Here is a 17178-nt window from a genome sequence, read left to right as displayed (position 1 = left end):
GCCTCCATTGTTTTTATTTAAAGTGTACTGGAGGGCTCCATGGCTGTAGCTGCCAATAAACGTTCTGTGATGACTCTTTTCTCAAGTGCTTCTGATATGTATAGCCATCAGGTGCGCATTGTTCTTGCTGAAAAAGGCGTAAGTGTTGAAGTTGAGTTGGTTGATGAAAAAAATCTACCAGCAGAGCTTGTTGAACTGAACCCGTACAAATCAGTACCTACCCTTATTGATCGTGAGCTTGCTTTATATGACTCAAAGATCATTATGGAATATCTTGATGAGCGTTTCCCTCATCCACCATTGATGCCTGTATACCCGGTTGCTCGTGGTAATAGCCGTCTAATGATGTACCGCATTGAGCGTAACTGGTATTCAGTTGCTGAGAAAATCGTTAAAAGCAACGCTGAAGAATCAGAAGCTGCTCGCGTTAAACTGCGCAATGACCTACTGACTCTTGCTCCTATCTTCGCTGAATATGAATACTTCATGAGCGAAGAGTTTAGCCTAATTGATTGTTACCTAGCTCCGCTGTTATGGCGTTTACCTGAGCTTGGTATCGAACTAATTGGTCCTGGTTCTAAAGAGCTTAAGATTTACATGAACCGCGTATTCGAACGTGATTCATTCCTAGCTTCTCTAACTGAAGCTGAGCGTGAGATGCGACTCGTTCGCTAAGCGTTATGGATATTTCTAATATGACCCCACGCCGACCATACATGCTTCGTGCATTTTATGAATGGCTGGTTGATAACGAATTAACGCCTCACTTGGTTGTTGAAGCAACATTACCCGGTGTGAGAGTTCCTGAAGAGTTTGTTCAAGATGGCCAGATCATTCTGAACATCGCGCCTCGTGCTGTTGGGCAACTTGAATTGGGTAACGAAGCAGTAACGTTTAGTGCTCGCTTTAGTGGCCGTCCACATTCTGTGATCGTTCCGCTTTACGCAGTACAAGCGATTTATGCTCGTGAAAATGGTGCTGGTACCATGTTTGAACCTGAAGAGGCATACATGGAAGCGTTTGAAGAAGGGATCGAAGAAAGTCCTTTTGAAGAACCAGAAAAAGGCCCATCTTTGAGCGTAGCAACGGCAGACGAAGACGCTGAAGAAGAGCCTGACTCAGATCCTGAGCCTCCTCGTCCTGCGAAAGGTCGCCCAAGCCTTCGCGTTATCAAATAACGTTAGTAAAATAACAACCAAATAAAAAAGCAGCGATCTATCGCTGCTTTTTCTTTTTGTGCTTTCTTATTCTGTCTTCAGTCAGTTACTGCCCAGCTTTTTGAACGGGCTACTGAGCATCTGCATTATCCAGTATTGAGCATATAGATTGATTCGTTAATTAACCGAAGTCTCTTCTTCTTCACCATATTCAAACGCTCGAATTACCTGCTTCACACCAGATATATTACGTGCAACTTCTGTTGCGATATCAGCGTGTTCTCGAGAAACCAATCCAAGCAAAAATACTTCTGAATCTTCAGTGATGACTTTTACTTTAATGCCGTTAAGCTCAGCATTGGCAAGTAGTGCAGACTTCACCTTGGTGGTAATCCAACTGTCTTTGCTAATAGCGCTAACAGATAGTGGTTCTTTAACTCGAACTTGATTGTGAATGCTCTTTACACCGGTAACATCCTTGGCTTGGTTTTCAAAAGCACGACGTTCAGAGTCTGTCATGGCTTGTCCCATCAGCACGACAGAACCTCGGTAAGAGCTGGCAGTGACACGAACATTGCCACGAAATGGTTGTTTATTGGTTATCGCCGCAACTTCAAATTCGATGTTGTTATCGTTCCAAATTTCTTTGGTGGTTCGCGTATCCGTGACTAGGTTTGCTGTGGTTGCCGCACCAGCAATGAAAATGCCAGCACAACCAGATAGGGACAGTGTAAGTAGCAAAACACTAATCAGCTTGAACAGCTTCATAGAGGTTAATGATTTCATTGTGATGCTCCGTATATCACTCTTCGTGAGCAGGGAAGAGTACTTGGTCGATTAGGTCACATAGGCAGTGTAGTGTCACCATGTGTACTTCATGAATGCGCGCTGTGCGGTGTGAAGGGATACGAATTTCAACATCGTGCTCACCAAGTAAGCCTGCCATTTCACCACCATCTTTACCAGTAAAGGCAATGATTGTCATGTCGCGTGTTACCGCAGCTTCCATCGCTTTGATGATGTTCTTGCTGTTACCGCTAGTCGAGATAGCCAGTAAGATGTCACCTGTTTGACCAAATGCTCGTACCTGCTTAGAGAAGATTTCTTCATAGTGATAGTCGTTTGCCACTGCAGTTAGCGTGGTGTTATCAGCCATGAGTGCCATCGCCGGAAGGCTAGGGCGTTCTGTTTCAAAGCGGTTGAGTAAGCATGATACAAATTGCTGAGCATTCGACGCCGAACCACCATTACCACAACAAAGAATTTTGTTTCCGTTGAGCAGGGTAGCAACCATAGCTTGAGCGGCATGCGTGATTGCGTCTGGCAGTGCTTCTGCAGCCGCAATTTGGATTTGAATACTTTCTGTAAAACTTTCTTTAATGCTGTCTAGCATGTTTATCCTTGGGTAATTGCGTTTTGAATCCAGTCGATATGTTCATTCGGCCCTTCAATGGCAACAATATCAAACCTGAAATCCGTAGAATGCACTGACAAGCCTTGCTGCATAAGCCAAACATTGGCTGTTTTGAGCAGCTTCTGTGACTTCTTTGCTGTTACCATTTCAGCGGCATGTCCGTAACGGGTTTGCTTACGGTATTTTACTTCGGCAAACACTACGGTATTGTTATGGCGCATTATAAGATCAATCTCGCCACATTTAGCTATGAAGTTTTGTTGAATTAACGATAAACCATGGCCAATTAAATAATTCTTCGCCACGGTCTCGTATTTATCACCCACTTGTTTGTGGGTGACGGTTGCTTTGGACAAAAACGTACGGCTAAAAAGCCCCATGCTCTGCCCAGCTGATTTCGCGTTGTACGACACAATTATTATCGATGGTTAACACACCGGTTTCACCCGGAATACTGTAACCTTGTACAGCTTTCATCTGTGGCAGTGCATCCATTAGGTAATAAGCATCCATTCCCAGAGCTTGCAAACGTTTTTGGCCGTTTGAATGTGCAGGCCATAAGTCGTTTAGCTCTTTGTTGAGCTCGTTCTTGTTCTCAACTAACAGTGGGATATCGCTGTAGAAAACACCGGTTAGGTCTTCATACTGTTTATCACCGCTGTTGCTGCGTGAATTTGAGAACAGTGCTGGTTGACTAGCATCTGGATTAATTGCGACTTCAATGAACGGTTTGATTAGCGTTAGCTCTGAGTTCTTAGCCACAATGTAGACAGAATCGATATCACGGCGACTGCGTGGTTCTGTTTCTAGGTCTAGGTTCAGTAACCCGTCCATTTGAGCGATACGCTGCTGGCTTTCTTGTAATCCGAAGACTTGGTTTACCGTGCGCTGCAGCTGACGTTTATCAGCGAAAAAACTCATCGCGACGTCGTTGCTACTGTATTTTTTCCACTCTTCCTTAAAAGCTTGCTCAACTCGATCACCCAAACGTCCTTTTGGCGCAAGGATTAGCGGGTACTTGTAACCTTGAGCAAAAAGGTGTTTCGCGGCCTGAGCGACTTCTTGTTCAGGCGATAGAGCGAGATAGCAAATATTGGTATCAGGTTCTAGTTGCGTTGGAATGTTCAGAGCTAAAGTTGGAATCGAGTTCTCGTGGTTTTTCTGTGCTTGCTGAAGCTTAGTGATGTTGCTCTTAATCAGCGGGCCAACGATGAAATCAACGTTGTTCTCTTCCAATGTCGCTTTGATTTCAGCAGCACTTTGCACGTTGGTATCCATAACGGTCAGCGTTGCATCTTCTTCGCGTTCTTTGTCGTTCATCATCGCAAAGATGAAGCCATCACGTACCAGTTGTGCTTGCTTACCATACTTACCCGTTAGCGGCAGCAACAGTGCTGTGCTAGTTGGCTTGCTGATCTCTAGTGTTAAAATATCGGTGATCGCTTGAGGTGTGTAAGTAGCCGCAGGGTGCTGAGGGTTCTCGGCTAACCAATCAGATAGAGTTTCCTGTAGGTTTGGAAGGTTCGAGTTGAGCGTCTTCATGTAGATAGCCAGTTGTAACCAACCTGAAAGCACATCTTCTGTCGGCGATGTTTTCAGTTCTAGAATCTCGTATTGAGAGTAGCTATTCAGATTCTGCCAAATACGGTCGGCAGTTTGCTGTTGAAGCTCGTCGTCAGTGTCTAGGTACTCTGAATAGAGCACTAACTCACGGCTTGCCTCGAAATACTCACTCTTCATCTCTGAGATGTTCGCGCGTAGCTCGTGATAATCTTTCCACTGTTCGTCAGGTAGCTTCCACCAAGGCTGAAAGTTCAGTTGGCTATAAGCTTGATCAGGCTGTGAGTTATTCACTAGCAGCTGAGCGCGAGCTAATTGCCATTCCGCTTGTTGAACTTCACTTAGTTCTTGTTTTGCTAAGCGTTTGATAAGCAGTGTTGCTTGATCGGTTTTTCCAGCTTGCACAGAAGATTTAAGCGCCATGATTAACCAGTCGTTTTGTAGACTTCCTTTACTACTATCCGCCTGCATCATGTAACTTTCAGTTGATTGCGCTGGATCTAGTGTAATATCAACGCTCGTTGGTGCTTGAGGACCTGAAGAACAAGCCGCCAATGTAATTGCTAATGCAATTGGAGTTAGTAAGCGTGGTACACTGAGTCTCTTATGGTTCATCGTTGCCATGAGTTCTTTAAATTCCGTATAAATTTGTATCTATATTAATCGTTGAAGTGATGGTAAACAAATGACAGATAACAAAACCTTGCTCACAGAGAGCCCAACTCTCTACATTGTGCCAACTCCAATCGGAAATTTGGGAGATATCACTCAAAGAGCAATTGAAATTTTATCAAGTGTCGATGTTATTGCAGCCGAAGACACACGCCACACGGGTAAGCTGCTTGCTCACTTCAATATATCAACCAGAACGTTCGCTTTACATGATCATAATGAACAAACTAAAGCACAAGTTCTAGTCGAAAGGTTATTAGAAGGTCAGTCTATCGCATTAGTCTCTGATGCGGGTACTCCTTTAATCAGTGACCCAGGTTACCATCTTGTCTCACAATGTCGTCAAGCGGGTGTGAGAGTTGTGCCACTTCCTGGTGCTTGTGCAGTGATTACTGCGTTAAGTGCTTCTGGTCTACCGTCGGATCGCTTCAGCTTTGAAGGCTTCTTGCCACCAAAGAGTAAGGGTCGCAAAGATAAGTTCTTAGAGATCGCAAAAGCAGAACGCACGTGTATCTTCTATGAATCACCGCACCGTATTACGGATTCTCTGCAGGATATGCTAGATATTCTAGGACCTGACCGTGAAGTTGTATTGGCGCGTGAGCTAACCAAAACCTTCGAAACCATCCAAGGGCTGCCACTTGGTGAGCTGATTGAGTGGATTGAAGAAGACGCTAACCGCAAACGTGGTGAGATGGTGCTGCTGATTCATGGTCACCGTGAAGAAGCGACCACAGAATTACCAGACGAAGCGACTCGCACGCTAGGTATTCTAACCAAAGAGCTACCCCTTAAAAAAGCGGCGGCGATGACGGCAGAAATCTACAATCTGAAAAAGAACGCTTTATATAAATGGGGCCTAGAGTATCTAGACAACTAGATACCTCTTTAAAGAGTAGCTAACCTGTATTGAAAAGCTTGTGAGGAATGATGGTATTGCCGTCATTCCTCTTTTTTTGTCTGGATTGTGTGAAATTCACGCAGTTGCTTAGAGGTTTGCACCATATTTGTGATCTCGCTAGACACTGCACACGAATCTCTATACAATCCGCCTTCGGAGTTGAACGGGTAATCGCTGCTTTGCTGATGTCCTTCGGGAGACTGACGTTGAGGTCCTTCGGGAAACTGACGTTGAAGTCCTTCGGGAGACTGGTAGAGGGGAGGAACGTCCGGGCTCCATAGAGCAGGGTGCCAGATAACGTCTGGGGGGCGCGAGCCCACGACAAGTGCAGCAGAGAGAAGACCGCCGATGGCCTCATTTCTTCGGAAGAGGCACAGGTAAGGCTGAAAGGGTGCGGTAAGAGCGCACCGTGCGACTGGCAACAGTTCGTAGCAAGGTAAACTCCACCCGGAGCAAGATCAAATAGGCCCTCGCATTGCGCTGCTCGCGTATGGGGGCGGGTAGATTGCTTGAGCCTGTGAGCGATTGCAGGCCTAGACGAATGGTTACCACCGCGCAAGCGGAACAGAACCCGGCGTATGTGTCAACTCCACCTATATAAAGAACCCATCATTACTTAACCGTAGTGATGGGTTTTTTGCTTTATATTGACGTAAATTATTTAGATTTCCTTAAAATCTTTCACCCTGATATAAGCTTGGGTCAAAAATTCCAAATGCCTATACACAATATGGTGGAGATACAGCGTGAAATCAGTACACTAAAACGTTAATAGAACAAATTATTGCCGAACTAATGGCTCAATCCACTCACTGAGAAGACTATGACAGAAGCATTCAAACATATTTCAGTATTGCTTAACGAATCTATTGACGGACTTGCGATCAAACCTGACGGTACCTACATCGATGGTACTTTTGGCCGTGGTGGGCACAGCCGTACAATCCTGTCTAAACTGGGCGAGAATGGAAGACTCTTTAGTATCGACCGCGATCCACAAGCAATTGCTGAAGCTCAGAAGATTGATGACCCCCGTTTTACGATTATTCACGGCCCATTCTCAGGTATGGCTGAATATGCAGAGCGTTATGACTTAGTGGGTAAAGTGGATGGTGTTTTACTGGATTTAGGTGTGTCTTCACCACAGCTAGATGATGCTGAACGTGGCTTTAGCTTCATGAAAGACGGCCCGCTAGACATGCGTATGGATCCAACGACGGGTATTCCGGTTTCTCAGTGGCTAGTTGATGCGGATCTTGATGACATCACATGGGTTATCCGTGAGTTCGGTGAAGATAAACACGCTCGTCGTATCGCGAAGGGCATCATTGCTTATCAAGAGAACGAAGAGAACGAACCGTTAACACGTACTGGCCAATTGGCTAAGCTTATCTCTGATGTCGCTCCAAAGAACTTTAAAGAGAAAAAGCACCCAGCGACACGTGCTTTCCAAGCATTCCGTATCTACATTAATAGTGAACTTGAAGAGATCGATACCGCACTGAAAGGCGCTGCAAGTATTCTTGCTCCCCAAGGTCGTATCTCTGTTATCAGTTTTCACTCTCTTGAAGACCGTATGGTGAAGCGCTTCATCCGTAAAGAGAGTCAAGGCCCTCAGGTACCTCATGGTTTACCATTAACAGAAGATCAAATTAAAGCTTTAGGCAGTGCCGATCTAAAACCAATTGGTAAAGCGATCAAGCCTTCTAAAGGTGAAGTGGATGAAAATACTCGTTCACGCAGCTCAGTACTACGAATCGCAGAAAAGCTGTAGTCAATGAAGACCTCCAAGCCTAACTTAGCCAAGATAATATTTTTTGATTTGATCTCCGTGGGTAAGGTCCCATTGGTGATTCTTATCTGTATCTTTGCGAGTGCGATGGGGGTCGTTCTTACGACACATATGTCACGTCAGGCGATTACGCAAAAAGACATGGCATTAGTCGAACGAGAGCAGCTAGATGATGAGTGGCGAAATTTAATGCTTGAAGAGACAGCTTTGGCTGAACACAGTCGCGTTCAAGCATCGGCAAAACGAGAGTTAGACATGAAACGTCCAGACTCTGATAAAGAAGTTGTGATCACACTGAAATGACCGGTAAAAAGGAAAAATCACCCGCGAAAACCGTTAATAAATCAACGAAAAAGCGTGTGAAGAGCGAAAAGGATTCGGATCCAGTTCTGATAAAATGGCGTTTTAACGTCGTTATTGCTTTCGTGTTTCTTGCCTTTGCTGCACTTGTTGGTCGTGTGGCTTATATACAAATCATTGAACCAGATAACTTAATTCGTCAGGGCGACCTTCGTTCGGTGCGTGTTAAGGCTATTCCTTCTGCTCGTGGCATTATTTCTGATCGCAATGGTGAGCCACTTGCTGTCAGTGTTCCTGTTGAAGCGGTATGGGCTGACCCGAAAACCATTTTCGATAAAAATGGTATGGCTCAAATTGATCGTTGGTATGCGTTAGCTGATGTACTTGGCCTAGAACGACAACCGATGATCGATAAGATCTCTAGTAACAAATCCCGCCGATTTATTTATCTTCAGAGACAAGTTAGCCCTGCGATGGCTAAATATATCCGCGATCTTAAACTCGTGGGTGTGGGGCTTAAAGCTGAATCTCGTCGTTACTACCCTGCAGGTGAAATCAGTGCTCATCTTATTGGTGTAACCGGTATCGATGGTCATGGTCTTGAAGGTGTAGAACGCAGTTATGATCAGTGGCTCACTGGTGAAGCGGGTAAACGTACCATTCGTAAAGATCGCTATGGACGCGTTGTCGAAAATATTGCCTTAGAAGAGCGTGAAGAAGGCAAGCCATTAGAATTAACCATCGACCAACGATTACAGGCCATTGCTTATCGAGCGATCAAGCAAGCGGTGGCCGATCATAAGGCGACTTCAGGCTCTGCGGTACTGCTCGATGTAAAAACAGGTGCCGTGTTAGCCATGGTCAATGCGCCATCTTACAACCCGAATAACCGTGCTGACCTACAAAGCTTTAAGATGCGAAACCGCGTATTAACCGACGCCATGGAACCTGGCTCTACCGTGAAACCTTTTGTGGTTTTAGCGGCGCTAGAGAACGGCACCGCAGACCCAGATGTCGTTATTGATACTGGCAACGGTATTATGCAGATCGGTGGTAGTCGTGTGCGAGATTCGTCTAAAGTGGGTAAGGCTGACTTAGCGTTGATCCTCAAAAAGTCGAGTAACATAGGTGTTGCGAAATTAGCGCTTAATATGCCACTCGAAGCCTTGCTTGGTATGTACAGCTCGGTTGGTCTAGGTGAGATGTCTGGGCTGAATTTGGTTGGTGAAACGAGCGGTATTTTCCCGAATCGCCGTCGCTGGTCAAAGTTTGAGATTGCGACCTTAGCGTTTGGTTATGGTTTGTCTGTTACACCGATGCAGTTAGCACATGCTTATGCGACGCTAGCCAACAAAGGCTTATATGAGCCAATTCATATTATTAAGAGCAACGACCAAGATTTTTCTAAGCAGATTATCAAGCGAGAAAATGCTGAACTGGTTTTGAACATGCTCGAAGGGGTGACTCAAAAAGGTGGAACGGCGACAAGAGCCGCCGTTCCGGGTTACCGCGTTGCAGCCAAAACGGGTACATCTCGTAAGGCAGAGGCTGGCGGATACAGTGATGAATACATTGCGATCACTGCAGGCTTTGCCCCAGTCAGTGACCCAAGAGTTGCGTTGGTTGTTGTAGTCAATGAGCCTCAAGGTGACCTTTACTATGGTGGCTCAGTCGCAGCCCCTGTATTTTCTGAGATCATGAAGGGTGCACTACAAATCATGAATGTCCCGGCTGATGAAAATAAGTTTCAAGAATAGAGTTAATCAGGATTCAATATGAGTAATAGCCTCACGCTGTCATCTTTACTTTCTCCTTGGGGGGACTTTGATTCAACAGAACTAGAGTCGATTGCTGTTGAGCAATTGGAGTTGGATAGTCGTGCCATCAAGAAAGGTGATATTTTCGTCGCCATTGTCGGACATGCCGTTGATGGTCGCCGTTTTATCGACAAAGCTGTCGCTCAAGGATCTAAAGCCGTCATTGCACAGGCTGGTGATGACAAAGCTCATGGCTTGGTTGAGTGGTTAAATGCAGTTCCTGTTGTTTATGTAGCGGAGCTAAATTCAATTCTCTCTGAACTGGCTGGTCGAGTTTATTCTTCTCAAGCGACCAAACTGATTGGTGTTACTGGCACCAATGGCAAAACCACCATCACCCAATTGATTGCTCAATGGCTTGATCTCGTCGGGCAACGTTCTGCGGTAATGGGCACCACAGGTAATGGTTTCCTAGATAATCTAAAAACAGCGGCTAACACCACAGGCAGCGCGATTGAAATACAGCGCACGCTGAGTGAGTTGGCTGAAGAAAAAGCCGTTTATACTGCGATGGAGATCTCTTCTCATGGTTTGGTGCAAGGTCGAGTAAAGGCTTTGGACTTTGAAGTTGGTGTCTTTACTAACTTGAGTCGTGATCATCTTGATTACCATGGCACCATGGAAGAGTACGCTCTGGCGAAGAAGAGCTTGTTTACTCAACACAAATGCAAGCATGCCGTCATTAATGTGGATGACGAAGTGGGTAAGGCTTGGATGACAGATTTATCCAAGGCCATTGCTGTTTCACTATCACCGCTAACGGGTTATCAACAATCGGTATGGGCGTCTGATGTCGCTTATGCAGAAACTGGTATTCAGATGTCTTTCGATGGTAACTGGGGGCAAGGCGATCTTTCGGTTCCTTTAATTGGTCAGTTTAACGCATCAAATGTATTGGTTGCTTTCGCGACTCTGCTTTCATTGGGCATCGATAAGCAAATATTAGTCGATACTGCACCTCAGCTTCAGCCTGTTATTGGTCGTATGGAACTGTTCCAAGTGCCGAGCAAAGCTAAAGTAGTTGTTGATTACGCTCATACACCAGACGCGTTAGAGAAAGCTCTGGCAGCATTGCGCGTGCACTGCTCGGGAAAATTGTGGGCTATCTTTGGTTGCGGTGGAGATCGTGACACAGGGAAACGCCCGATGATGGCAGCGACCGCAGAGCAGTTTGCCGATAAAATTATTATTTCAGATGACAACCCTCGCAGCGAAGATCCGGTTTTGATTGTCAAAGACATGCTTGCTGGTTTAAGTGAGCCGGAATCGGCGTTCGTCGAGCACGATCGCTACCAAGCGGTTAAGTTTGCACTTGAGCAGGCAGACAGCAATGACATTATTCTTTTGGCTGGTAAAGGCCATGAGGATTACCAAGTATTGAAAGACAATACGGTACATTACTCAGACCGAGAGTCTACGCTTCAACTTTTAGGTATTTCATCATGATTGATGTATCACTCGAACAAATTTGTTCAGCAGTCAGCGGCGAGTTGATTGAGGCTGTCAACTCCAGTCATAACGTAATTAATGCCGTTTCTACGGATACTCGCACCGTTGAAGAGGGCGCATTGTTTGTTGCTCTCGTCGGAGAACGTTTTGATGCGCATGACTTTTGTCATCAAGCCGTTGAGGCGAATGCGAGTGCGTTGTTAGTCGAACGAAAACTTGACTTAAATATTACTCAAGTTGTTGTTGAAGACACTAAACTTGCTTTAGGTCAGTTAAGTGCTTGGATCCATAAACAATGTGATGTGCCAACCATGGCGATTACTGGCAGTTGTGGCAAGACGACCGTCAAAGAGATGGTGGCGAGCATTCTGCAACAACGTGGCAAGGTGCTGTTTACGGCAGGTAACTTCAATAATGATATTGGTGTGCCTTTGACTTTGCTACGTAGTGAACCAAGCGATGACTATGCGGTGATCGAATTAGGCGCTAACCATATCGGTGAAATCGCCTACACCACCCAGTTTGTGAAACCACAGGTTGCCTTGGTAAATAATGTGGCAGCGGCGCACCTAGAAGGGTTTGGCTCAATTGATGGTGTGAAGCAAGCAAAAGGTGAAATTTTTCAGGGGCTTGCAGCTGGTGACACTGCTATTGTTAGTTTAGAGAGTAACGGTGGCGAATTTTGGAGTGAAGTTCTCGCAGATAAAGCGGTTCTGACCTTTTCAGAAAGTGATGATACAGCGGATTACTTTGCCAAAAATATTCGTATCAACGAGCAAGGTGAAGCGTGCTTTGATATGCAGACACCAAAAGGTTCTGTGCCCGTTGAACTTGGCATTATCGGCCAGCATAACGTAGCGAATGCCTTAGCAGCAGCAGCGTTGAGCATTCAGTTTGGCGCAACGCTCGATGAAATAAAAAATGGTTTAGCGAATCTTATCTCAGTCAAAGGACGAGTTGAGGTTCAACAATTAAGTCAGAATATCAAGCTGATAGATGACAGTTATAACGCCAGCGTGCCTGCAATGAAGGCGGCAGCTAAATTGCTATCGAGCTTCAAAGGTCAACGTTGGTTGATTTTAGGCAATATGGCTGAATTAGGCGACGAAAGCCTTGCACTTCACCGTCAAGTCGGTGAATATGCTGCCCCATTCGCTTTTGAGCATGTACTCACTTACGGTAATGATACTAAGGTGATTAGTGAGGTCTGTAATGGTACTCACTTTGCAACGCATCAAGCGATGATCGCGCACATAGAGCAGCACTTATGCTTGCCAGAAAACGCGTCACATACCTTGTTGGTAAAAGGCGCAAACAGTGCAGGAATGAGTAAAATAGCCGCTGCTTTAAAGGAGAACTTTTCATGATAATTTGGCTTGCAGAGCTACTACAGCCACACTTTTCTTTTTTCCGTTTGTTCGAATACCTATCGTTTCGTGCAATCGCGAGTATTTTGACGGCATTATGTCTGTCACTGTGGATGGGACCTCGTTTAATTGAGCGTCTGCAAATGCTACAAATTGGCCAAGTTGTTCGTAATGACGGCCCTGAGTCTCACTTCAGTAAGCGTGGTACACCAACCATGGGTGGCGTGATGATCCTAGCTGCGATCATTATTACGGTATTAGTGTGGGCTGACCTTTCTAACCCTTACGTTTGGGCGGTATTGGTTGTTCTTGGCGGTTACGGTGCGGTTGGCTTTGTTGACGACTACCGTAAAGTCGTTCGTAAAAATACAGACGGCTTGATTGCTCGTTGGAAGTACTTCTGGCAATCGGCGATTGCATTGGTTGTCGCATTCGCTCTATACGCTCATGGTCACGATACTGCGGCAACACAATTGGTTGTTCCTTTCTTCAAAGATGTGATGCCACAGTTAGGCTTGTTCTACATAGTGCTGACGTACTTTGTTATTGTGGGTACCAGTAATGCGGTAAACCTAACGGACGGCCTAGACGGTTTGGCCATTATGCCAACGGTGATGGTTGCGGCTGGCTTTGCTGTGATTGCTTGGGCGACAGGTAACGTTAACTTCGCCGCGTACCTACACATTCCATACATCCCATACACCTCTGAGCTGGTTGTTGTATGTACTGCTATCGTGGGTGCAGGTCTCGGCTTTCTATGGTTTAACACCTACCCAGCACAAGTATTCATGGGCGATGTTGGTTCTCTAGCGCTTGGTGGTGCATTGGGTGTGATTGCTGTGTTAGTTCGCCAAGAATTGGTACTGGTTATCATGGGCGGTGTGTTTGTAATGGAGACCTTGTCAGTGATTCTGCAGGTAGGCTCTTACAAATTGCGTGGTCAGCGTATTTTCCGCATGGCACCGATTCATCACCACTACGAACTTAAAGGTTGGCCGGAGCCGCGTGTAATCGTGCGTTTTTGGATCATCTCAATGGTATTAGTATTGGTTGGCCTAGCGACACTGAAAGTTCGTTAATCCTATGTGAGCCTCAGATTAGAGGCTCTTTAAAACTATTAAGAGCATCTTGTTTAAATGGAACGTTGGCAAAATATTCAAAATGTAGTGGTTGTGGGGCTCGGTATTACCGGGCTCTCTGTCGTTAAACATCTCGTAAAATATCAACCTCACATACATGTGAAGGTGATTGATACTCGCGAGCTACCACCGGGCAGAGAATCTTTGCCTGAATCTGTGGAACTGCATTCTGGAAGTTGGAATAGCCAATGGTTAGCGGGAGCGGATTTAGTCGTTGCTAACCCGGGTATCGCCTTAGCGACCCCGGAAATACAAGATGTTATTCAAGCGGGTGTTCCGGTTGTTGGTGATATTGAACTGTTTGGCTGGGCGGTAAATAAACCCGTTGTGGCAATAACAGGTTCAAACGGCAAGAGCACGGTGACTGATCTTACAGGTGTACTGGCGAAAGCCGCAGGTCTCAATGTTGGTGTTGGTGGTAACATCGGTATTCCTGCCTTAGATCTTTTAGAGCTTGATGCCGACTTATATGTCCTTGAGCTTTCAAGCTTTCAGCTAGAGACAACATCCAGTTTAAACCTTGCAGCGGCGGCCTTTTTGAACTTGTCAGAAGATCATATGGATCGCTATCAAGGCATGGCCGATTACCGTGACGCCAAATTAAGAATTTTTTACAACGCTCAGTACGCGATTGTAAACCGCGAAGACAAAGAGACTTATCCTGACCACAGTATGCCATTAGTGACATTCGGACTCGACGACCAAGAGTTTGGTGTGGCGACGATTGATGGTACTGAATGGTTGGTGGATAGCAGCAAGCCAGTACTTCCTACTCAAGATTTAACATTGGTTGGACGTCACAATGTGGCAAATGCGCTAGTCTCGCTAGCATTGCTTAAACAAGTCGGTATTGATTACAGCAAAAGCCTTGAAGCTCTGAAGACCTACAACGGTTTAACGCATCGTTGCCAAGTGGTAGCTGATAAGCGTTCTATCAAGTGGGTTAACGACTCGAAAGCGACCAACGTAGCCAGTACATTGGCGGCTTTGTCGGGGCTAGAGTGCCAAGGTACTTTGTATCTTTTGGTTGGTGGTGTAGGTAAAGGTGCTGACTTTAGTGAGCTCAAGCCTGTGTTGGCGCAACTGGAGCGTGTTCAGCTGTGTTGCTTCGGTGAAGATGCTGCGCAATTTATGTCGTTGCATCAATCGGCTAAGACGTTTGAAACCATGAGTGACATTATCGAAAGCATCTCAACGCAGTTGGTGCCCGGTGATATGGTGATGCTGTCTCCAGCGTGTGCAAGCTTTGATCAATTTAATAACTTCATGGCGAGAGGTGATGCTTTCACTGAACTCGCTCATGAATACGCCTAACGTGTTGAAGGACTAACATTCAGTGCAAAGAGTGAAAGAGATCAATCAATCTATTTGGCAATGGCTTAATCGTGCCACACCAGAGGCGCTTTACGACCGTCAATTAGTATGGATTGCTCTTGGACTGATGCTGACAGGCTTGGTGATGGTAACGTCGGCTTCGTTTCCTATCAGTGCTCGTTTAACCGATCAGCCATTTCACTTTATGTTTCGCCACGCCATTTTCCTTGTGTTGGCGCTAGGTGTATCCAGCGTAATATTGCAGATCCCAATGAAGCGATGGTTTCAATACAGTATGTATCTGTTGGGTTTGTCCTTCTTTTTGCTAGTGGTGGTGCTGGCCGTTGGTAAGTCGGTTAATGGTGCATCACGCTGGATTCCACTTGGACTGTTTAACTTACAACCCGCAGAAGTCGCTAAGTTATCGCTGTTTATCTTTATGGCGGGCTATCTGGTTCGTAAACAAGACGAGGTCAGAAAAACGTTTTTCGGCGGTTTCGGTAAGCCAATCATGGTGTTTGGTGCCTTTGCTGTTTTGCTTCTCGGCCAGCCCGATTTAGGTACGGTTGTTGTAATGTTGGCGACCTTGTTTGGCATGCTGTTTATTGCAGGTGCTAAGCTTTCACAGTTTATTGCCTTGATGGTGGCGGGCATTGCCGCGGTCGTCGGATTAATTGTTATAGAACCCTATCGTGTTCGACGTGTGACCTCATTCTGGGAACCTTGGAATGACCCGTTCGGCAGTGGCTACCAATTAACTCAATCACTAATGGCATTTGGTCGTGGTGATTGGATGGGACAAGGTCTTGGTAATTCGGTTCAGAAGTTAGAGTATTTGCCTGAAGCACATACCGATTTTGTGTTTGCTGTATTGGCAGAAGAGTTAGGCTTTGTTGGTGTAACTCTCGTGCTGATTCTTATCTTTAGTTTGGTACTGAAAGCGATTTTAATTGGTAAGAAAGCATTCGAGAACGACCAGTTATTCAGCGGTTATCTTGCTTTTGGTATTGGTATTTGGTTTGCATTTCAGACGCTTGTTAACGTAGGTGCCGCTTCAGGTATCGTTCCAACCAAAGGTCTAACATTGCCATTGATCAGCTACGGTGGTTCAAGTCTTATCGTCATGTCAGTCGCGGTTTCAATGCTATTGCGCATTGATCACGAATGTCGAATACAACAAGAAGAACAAGCCGACAATCAAAACGAATTAGTAGAATAAGAATCCAACGTTATGAAACAAAACAAAAAACTTTTAGTGATGGCTGGTGGTACTGGTGGTCACGTTTTCCCTGGCTTAGCCGTGGCTAAAAAGCTTCAGCAACAAGGTTGGGAAATTCGCTGGTTAGGAACCGCGGATAGAATGGAAGCGGACTTAGTGCCAAAACATGGTATTGAGATCGACTTTATCAAAGTGAAAGGCCTGCGAGGTCAAGGCATTAGCAAGTTAATTAAAGCGCCATTCCAGATTATTAATGCCATACTTCAAGCAAGACATCACATCAAAGCATGGCAGCCAGATGTAGTGCTTGGAATGGGGGGGTACGTGAGTGGCCCTGGTGGTATCGCGGCATGGTTATCCGGTATTCCAGTAGTTCTGCATGAACAAAATGCAGTGGCGGGTTTAACTAATCAATGGCTATCTAAAATTGCCAAAAAAGTATTCCAAGCTTTCCCAGGTGCTTTCCCTACTGCTGATGTAGTGGGTAATCCAGTACGTGAAGATGTGGTTGCCTTAGCTGAACCCGAGCAACGCATGGCAGAGCGCGACGGTGATATTCGTATCCTAGTGATGGGCGGCAGTCAGGGCGCTAAAATTCTGAACGATACCTTGCCAGTGACCATGGCCCAGCTTGGTGAAGGTTTTACTGTGGTGCATCAAGCCGGTAAGAACAATCAACAGCAAGTGATTGAACAATACAAATCACACTCTGTAGATAATGTTCAAGTAACTGAATTTATTGATGATGTGGCGCAAGCTTATGAATGGGCAGATCTATTAGTTTGTCGTTCAGGTGCATTAACCGTATCTGAAGTGTCAGCTGCTGGTGTTGGTTCTATCTTTGTTCCGTTCATGCACAAAGACAGGCAGCAAGCGTTGAATGCCGACCATTTAGTTGAATGTGGCGCAGCATTAATGATTGAACAGCCACAACTGACGGCTGATAAGCTAGCGAACGCTATCGCTCAGCTTGATAGAAATGAATTAAAAATGATGGCAACAAAAGCTCGTCAAGCAGCCAAGCTTGATGCTGATGTGACCGTCGCTGAAGCAATTAAAGCTTTAGCAAAATAACGA

At 45.6% G+C, this 17178-nt stretch carries 16 protein-coding genes and 1 other RNA gene; 13 read left to right on the top strand and 4 right to left on the bottom strand.

The window, feature by feature from the left end:
* Positions 1-39 precede the first annotated feature (39 nt).
* Positions 40-675, top strand: a complete 636-nt coding sequence (gene sspA / locus OCW38_RS12510) for a stringent starvation protein SspA (RefSeq protein ID WP_261894252.1) — start codon at positions 40-42, stop codon at positions 673-675.
* 20 nt (positions 676-695) lie between these two features.
* Complete coding sequence (gene sspB / locus OCW38_RS12505) at positions 696-1178, top strand: ClpXP protease specificity-enhancing factor (protein ID WP_016767758.1); 483 nt, start codon at positions 696-698, stop codon at positions 1176-1178.
* A gap of 156 nt (positions 1179-1334) precedes the next feature.
* On the opposite strand, the gene OCW38_RS12500 is transcribed toward sspB, so the two are convergent.
* From OCW38_RS12500 to OCW38_RS12485, 4 genes are read right to left on the bottom strand one after another with little or no spacing between them, the layout of a single operon-like run.
* Entirely contained in the window at positions 1335-1943 is a 609-nt protein-coding gene (locus tag OCW38_RS12500; protein ID WP_261894250.1) for a BON domain-containing protein, read from the bottom strand.
* A gap of 16 nt (positions 1944-1959) precedes the next feature.
* A complete protein-coding gene (locus tag OCW38_RS12495; protein WP_010434705.1) occupies positions 1960-2550 on the bottom strand; it encodes a phosphoheptose isomerase in 591 nt (196 codons plus the stop codon).
* A 2-nt stretch (positions 2551-2552) separates the two neighbouring features.
* Positions 2553-2951: a YraN family protein gene (locus OCW38_RS12490; RefSeq protein ID WP_010434707.1), complete on the bottom strand. Its 399-nt coding sequence runs from the start codon at positions 2949-2951 to the stop codon at positions 2553-2555.
* Positions 2938-4755 carry a penicillin-binding protein activator gene (locus OCW38_RS12485; RefSeq protein WP_261894247.1) on the bottom strand — a complete coding sequence of 606 codons (1818 nt, stop codon included), beginning with the start codon at positions 4753-4755 and terminating at the stop codon, positions 2938-2940. The genes OCW38_RS12490 and OCW38_RS12485 overlap by 14 nt, the downstream gene beginning before the upstream one ends.
* A gap of 61 nt (positions 4756-4816) precedes the next feature.
* Here OCW38_RS12485 and rsmI point away from each other — a divergent pair, with 61 nt between their 5' ends.
* The 11 genes from rsmI to murG all read left to right on the top strand — a co-directional run bounded on the left by rsmI (position 4817) and on the right by murG (position 17175).
* Positions 4817-5683 (top strand): 16S rRNA (cytidine(1402)-2'-O)-methyltransferase, encoded by an 867-nt coding sequence (rsmI, locus tag OCW38_RS12480; protein ID WP_010434711.1) that lies wholly within the window; start codon positions 4817-4819, stop codon positions 5681-5683.
* A gap of 176 nt (positions 5684-5859) precedes the next feature.
* An RNA gene (gene rnpB / locus OCW38_RS12475) (RNase P RNA component class A) lies at positions 5860-6299 on the top strand.
* 228 nt (positions 6300-6527) lie between these two features.
* On the top strand, positions 6528-7478 hold the full coding sequence (gene rsmH, locus OCW38_RS12470; protein WP_010434714.1) for a 16S rRNA (cytosine(1402)-N(4))-methyltransferase RsmH: 951 nt from the start codon (positions 6528-6530) through the stop codon (positions 7476-7478).
* Positions 7479-7481: 3 nt separating this feature from the next.
* Positions 7482-7799, top strand: coding sequence for a cell division protein FtsL (ftsL, locus tag OCW38_RS12465; RefSeq protein WP_010434716.1), 318 nt, complete (start codon positions 7482-7484; stop codon positions 7797-7799).
* The gene (locus tag OCW38_RS12460) at positions 7796-9553 is read left to right on the top strand and encodes a peptidoglycan glycosyltransferase FtsI (protein WP_010434717.1); all 1758 of its coding nucleotides are present in this window, start codon (positions 7796-7798) and stop codon (positions 9551-9553) included. Before ftsL ends, OCW38_RS12460 begins: the two co-directional genes overlap by 4 nt.
* Positions 9554-9571: 18 nt before the next feature.
* Positions 9572-11059 carry a UDP-N-acetylmuramoyl-L-alanyl-D-glutamate--2,6-diaminopimelate ligase gene (murE, locus tag OCW38_RS12455; RefSeq protein ID WP_261894244.1) on the top strand — a complete coding sequence of 496 codons (1488 nt, stop codon included), beginning with the start codon at positions 9572-9574 and terminating at the stop codon, positions 11057-11059.
* Complete coding sequence (locus tag OCW38_RS12450) at positions 11056-12429, top strand: UDP-N-acetylmuramoyl-tripeptide--D-alanyl-D-alanine ligase (RefSeq protein WP_261894242.1); 1374 nt, start codon at positions 11056-11058, stop codon at positions 12427-12429. Before murE ends, OCW38_RS12450 begins: the two co-directional genes overlap by 4 nt.
* Positions 12426-13508 (top strand): phospho-N-acetylmuramoyl-pentapeptide-transferase, encoded by a 1083-nt coding sequence (gene mraY, locus OCW38_RS12445; RefSeq protein WP_010434722.1) that lies wholly within the window; start codon positions 12426-12428, stop codon positions 13506-13508. Before OCW38_RS12450 ends, mraY begins: the two co-directional genes overlap by 4 nt.
* Before the next feature lie 57 nt (positions 13509-13565).
* Positions 13566-14882, top strand: coding sequence for a UDP-N-acetylmuramoyl-L-alanine--D-glutamate ligase (gene murD, locus OCW38_RS12440; protein WP_261894239.1), 1317 nt, complete (start codon positions 13566-13568; stop codon positions 14880-14882).
* 22 nt (positions 14883-14904) lie between these two features.
* A complete protein-coding gene (gene ftsW, locus OCW38_RS12435) occupies positions 14905-16101 on the top strand; it encodes a cell division protein FtsW (RefSeq protein WP_261894237.1) in 1197 nt (398 codons plus the stop codon).
* 12 nt (positions 16102-16113) lie between these two features.
* The gene (gene murG / locus OCW38_RS12430) at positions 16114-17175 is read left to right on the top strand and encodes an undecaprenyldiphospho-muramoylpentapeptide beta-N-acetylglucosaminyltransferase (protein ID WP_016793009.1); all 1062 of its coding nucleotides are present in this window, start codon (positions 16114-16116) and stop codon (positions 17173-17175) included.
* The last annotated feature ends 3 nt before the right edge of the window (positions 17176-17178 follow it).

This window comes from Vibrio cyclitrophicus (assembly GCF_024347435.1).
GTDB lineage: Bacteria > Pseudomonadota > Gammaproteobacteria > Enterobacterales > Vibrionaceae > Vibrio > Vibrio cyclitrophicus.
This window is presented reverse-complemented; position numbering and strand designations above follow the sequence as displayed.

Excerpts from the sequence above, each read along its gene's own strand:
- sspA (WP_261894252.1), top strand. The coding sequence starts at position 40 with ATGGCTGTAGCTGCCAATAAACGTTCTGTGATGACTCTTTTCTCAAGT.
- sspB (WP_016767758.1), top strand. The coding sequence starts at position 696 with ATGACCCCACGCCGACCATACATGCTTCGTGCATTTTATGAATGGCTG.
- OCW38_RS12500 (WP_261894250.1), bottom strand. The coding sequence starts at position 1,943 with ATGAAATCATTAACCTCTATGAAGCTGTTCAAGCTGATTAGTGTTTTG.
- OCW38_RS12495 (WP_010434705.1), bottom strand. The coding sequence starts at position 2,550 with ATGCTAGACAGCATTAAAGAAAGTTTTACAGAAAGTATTCAAATCCAA.
- OCW38_RS12490 (WP_010434707.1), bottom strand. The coding sequence starts at position 2,951 with ATGGGGCTTTTTAGCCGTACGTTTTTGTCCAAAGCAACCGTCACCCAC.
- OCW38_RS12485 (WP_261894247.1), bottom strand. The coding sequence starts at position 4,755 with ATGGCAACGATGAACCATAAGAGACTCAGTGTACCACGCTTACTAACT.
- rsmI (WP_010434711.1), top strand. The coding sequence starts at position 4,817 with ATGACAGATAACAAAACCTTGCTCACAGAGAGCCCAACTCTCTACATT.
- rsmH (WP_010434714.1), top strand. The coding sequence starts at position 6,528 with ATGACAGAAGCATTCAAACATATTTCAGTATTGCTTAACGAATCTATT.
- ftsL (WP_010434716.1), top strand. The coding sequence starts at position 7,482 with ATGAAGACCTCCAAGCCTAACTTAGCCAAGATAATATTTTTTGATTTG.
- OCW38_RS12460 (WP_010434717.1), top strand. The coding sequence starts at position 7,796 with ATGACCGGTAAAAAGGAAAAATCACCCGCGAAAACCGTTAATAAATCA.
- murE (WP_261894244.1), top strand. The coding sequence starts at position 9,572 with ATGAGTAATAGCCTCACGCTGTCATCTTTACTTTCTCCTTGGGGGGAC.
- OCW38_RS12450 (WP_261894242.1), top strand. The coding sequence starts at position 11,056 with ATGATTGATGTATCACTCGAACAAATTTGTTCAGCAGTCAGCGGCGAG.
- mraY (WP_010434722.1), top strand. The coding sequence starts at position 12,426 with ATGATAATTTGGCTTGCAGAGCTACTACAGCCACACTTTTCTTTTTTC.
- murD (WP_261894239.1), top strand. The coding sequence starts at position 13,566 with ATGGAACGTTGGCAAAATATTCAAAATGTAGTGGTTGTGGGGCTCGGT.
- murG (WP_016793009.1), top strand. The coding sequence starts at position 16,114 with ATGAAACAAAACAAAAAACTTTTAGTGATGGCTGGTGGTACTGGTGGT.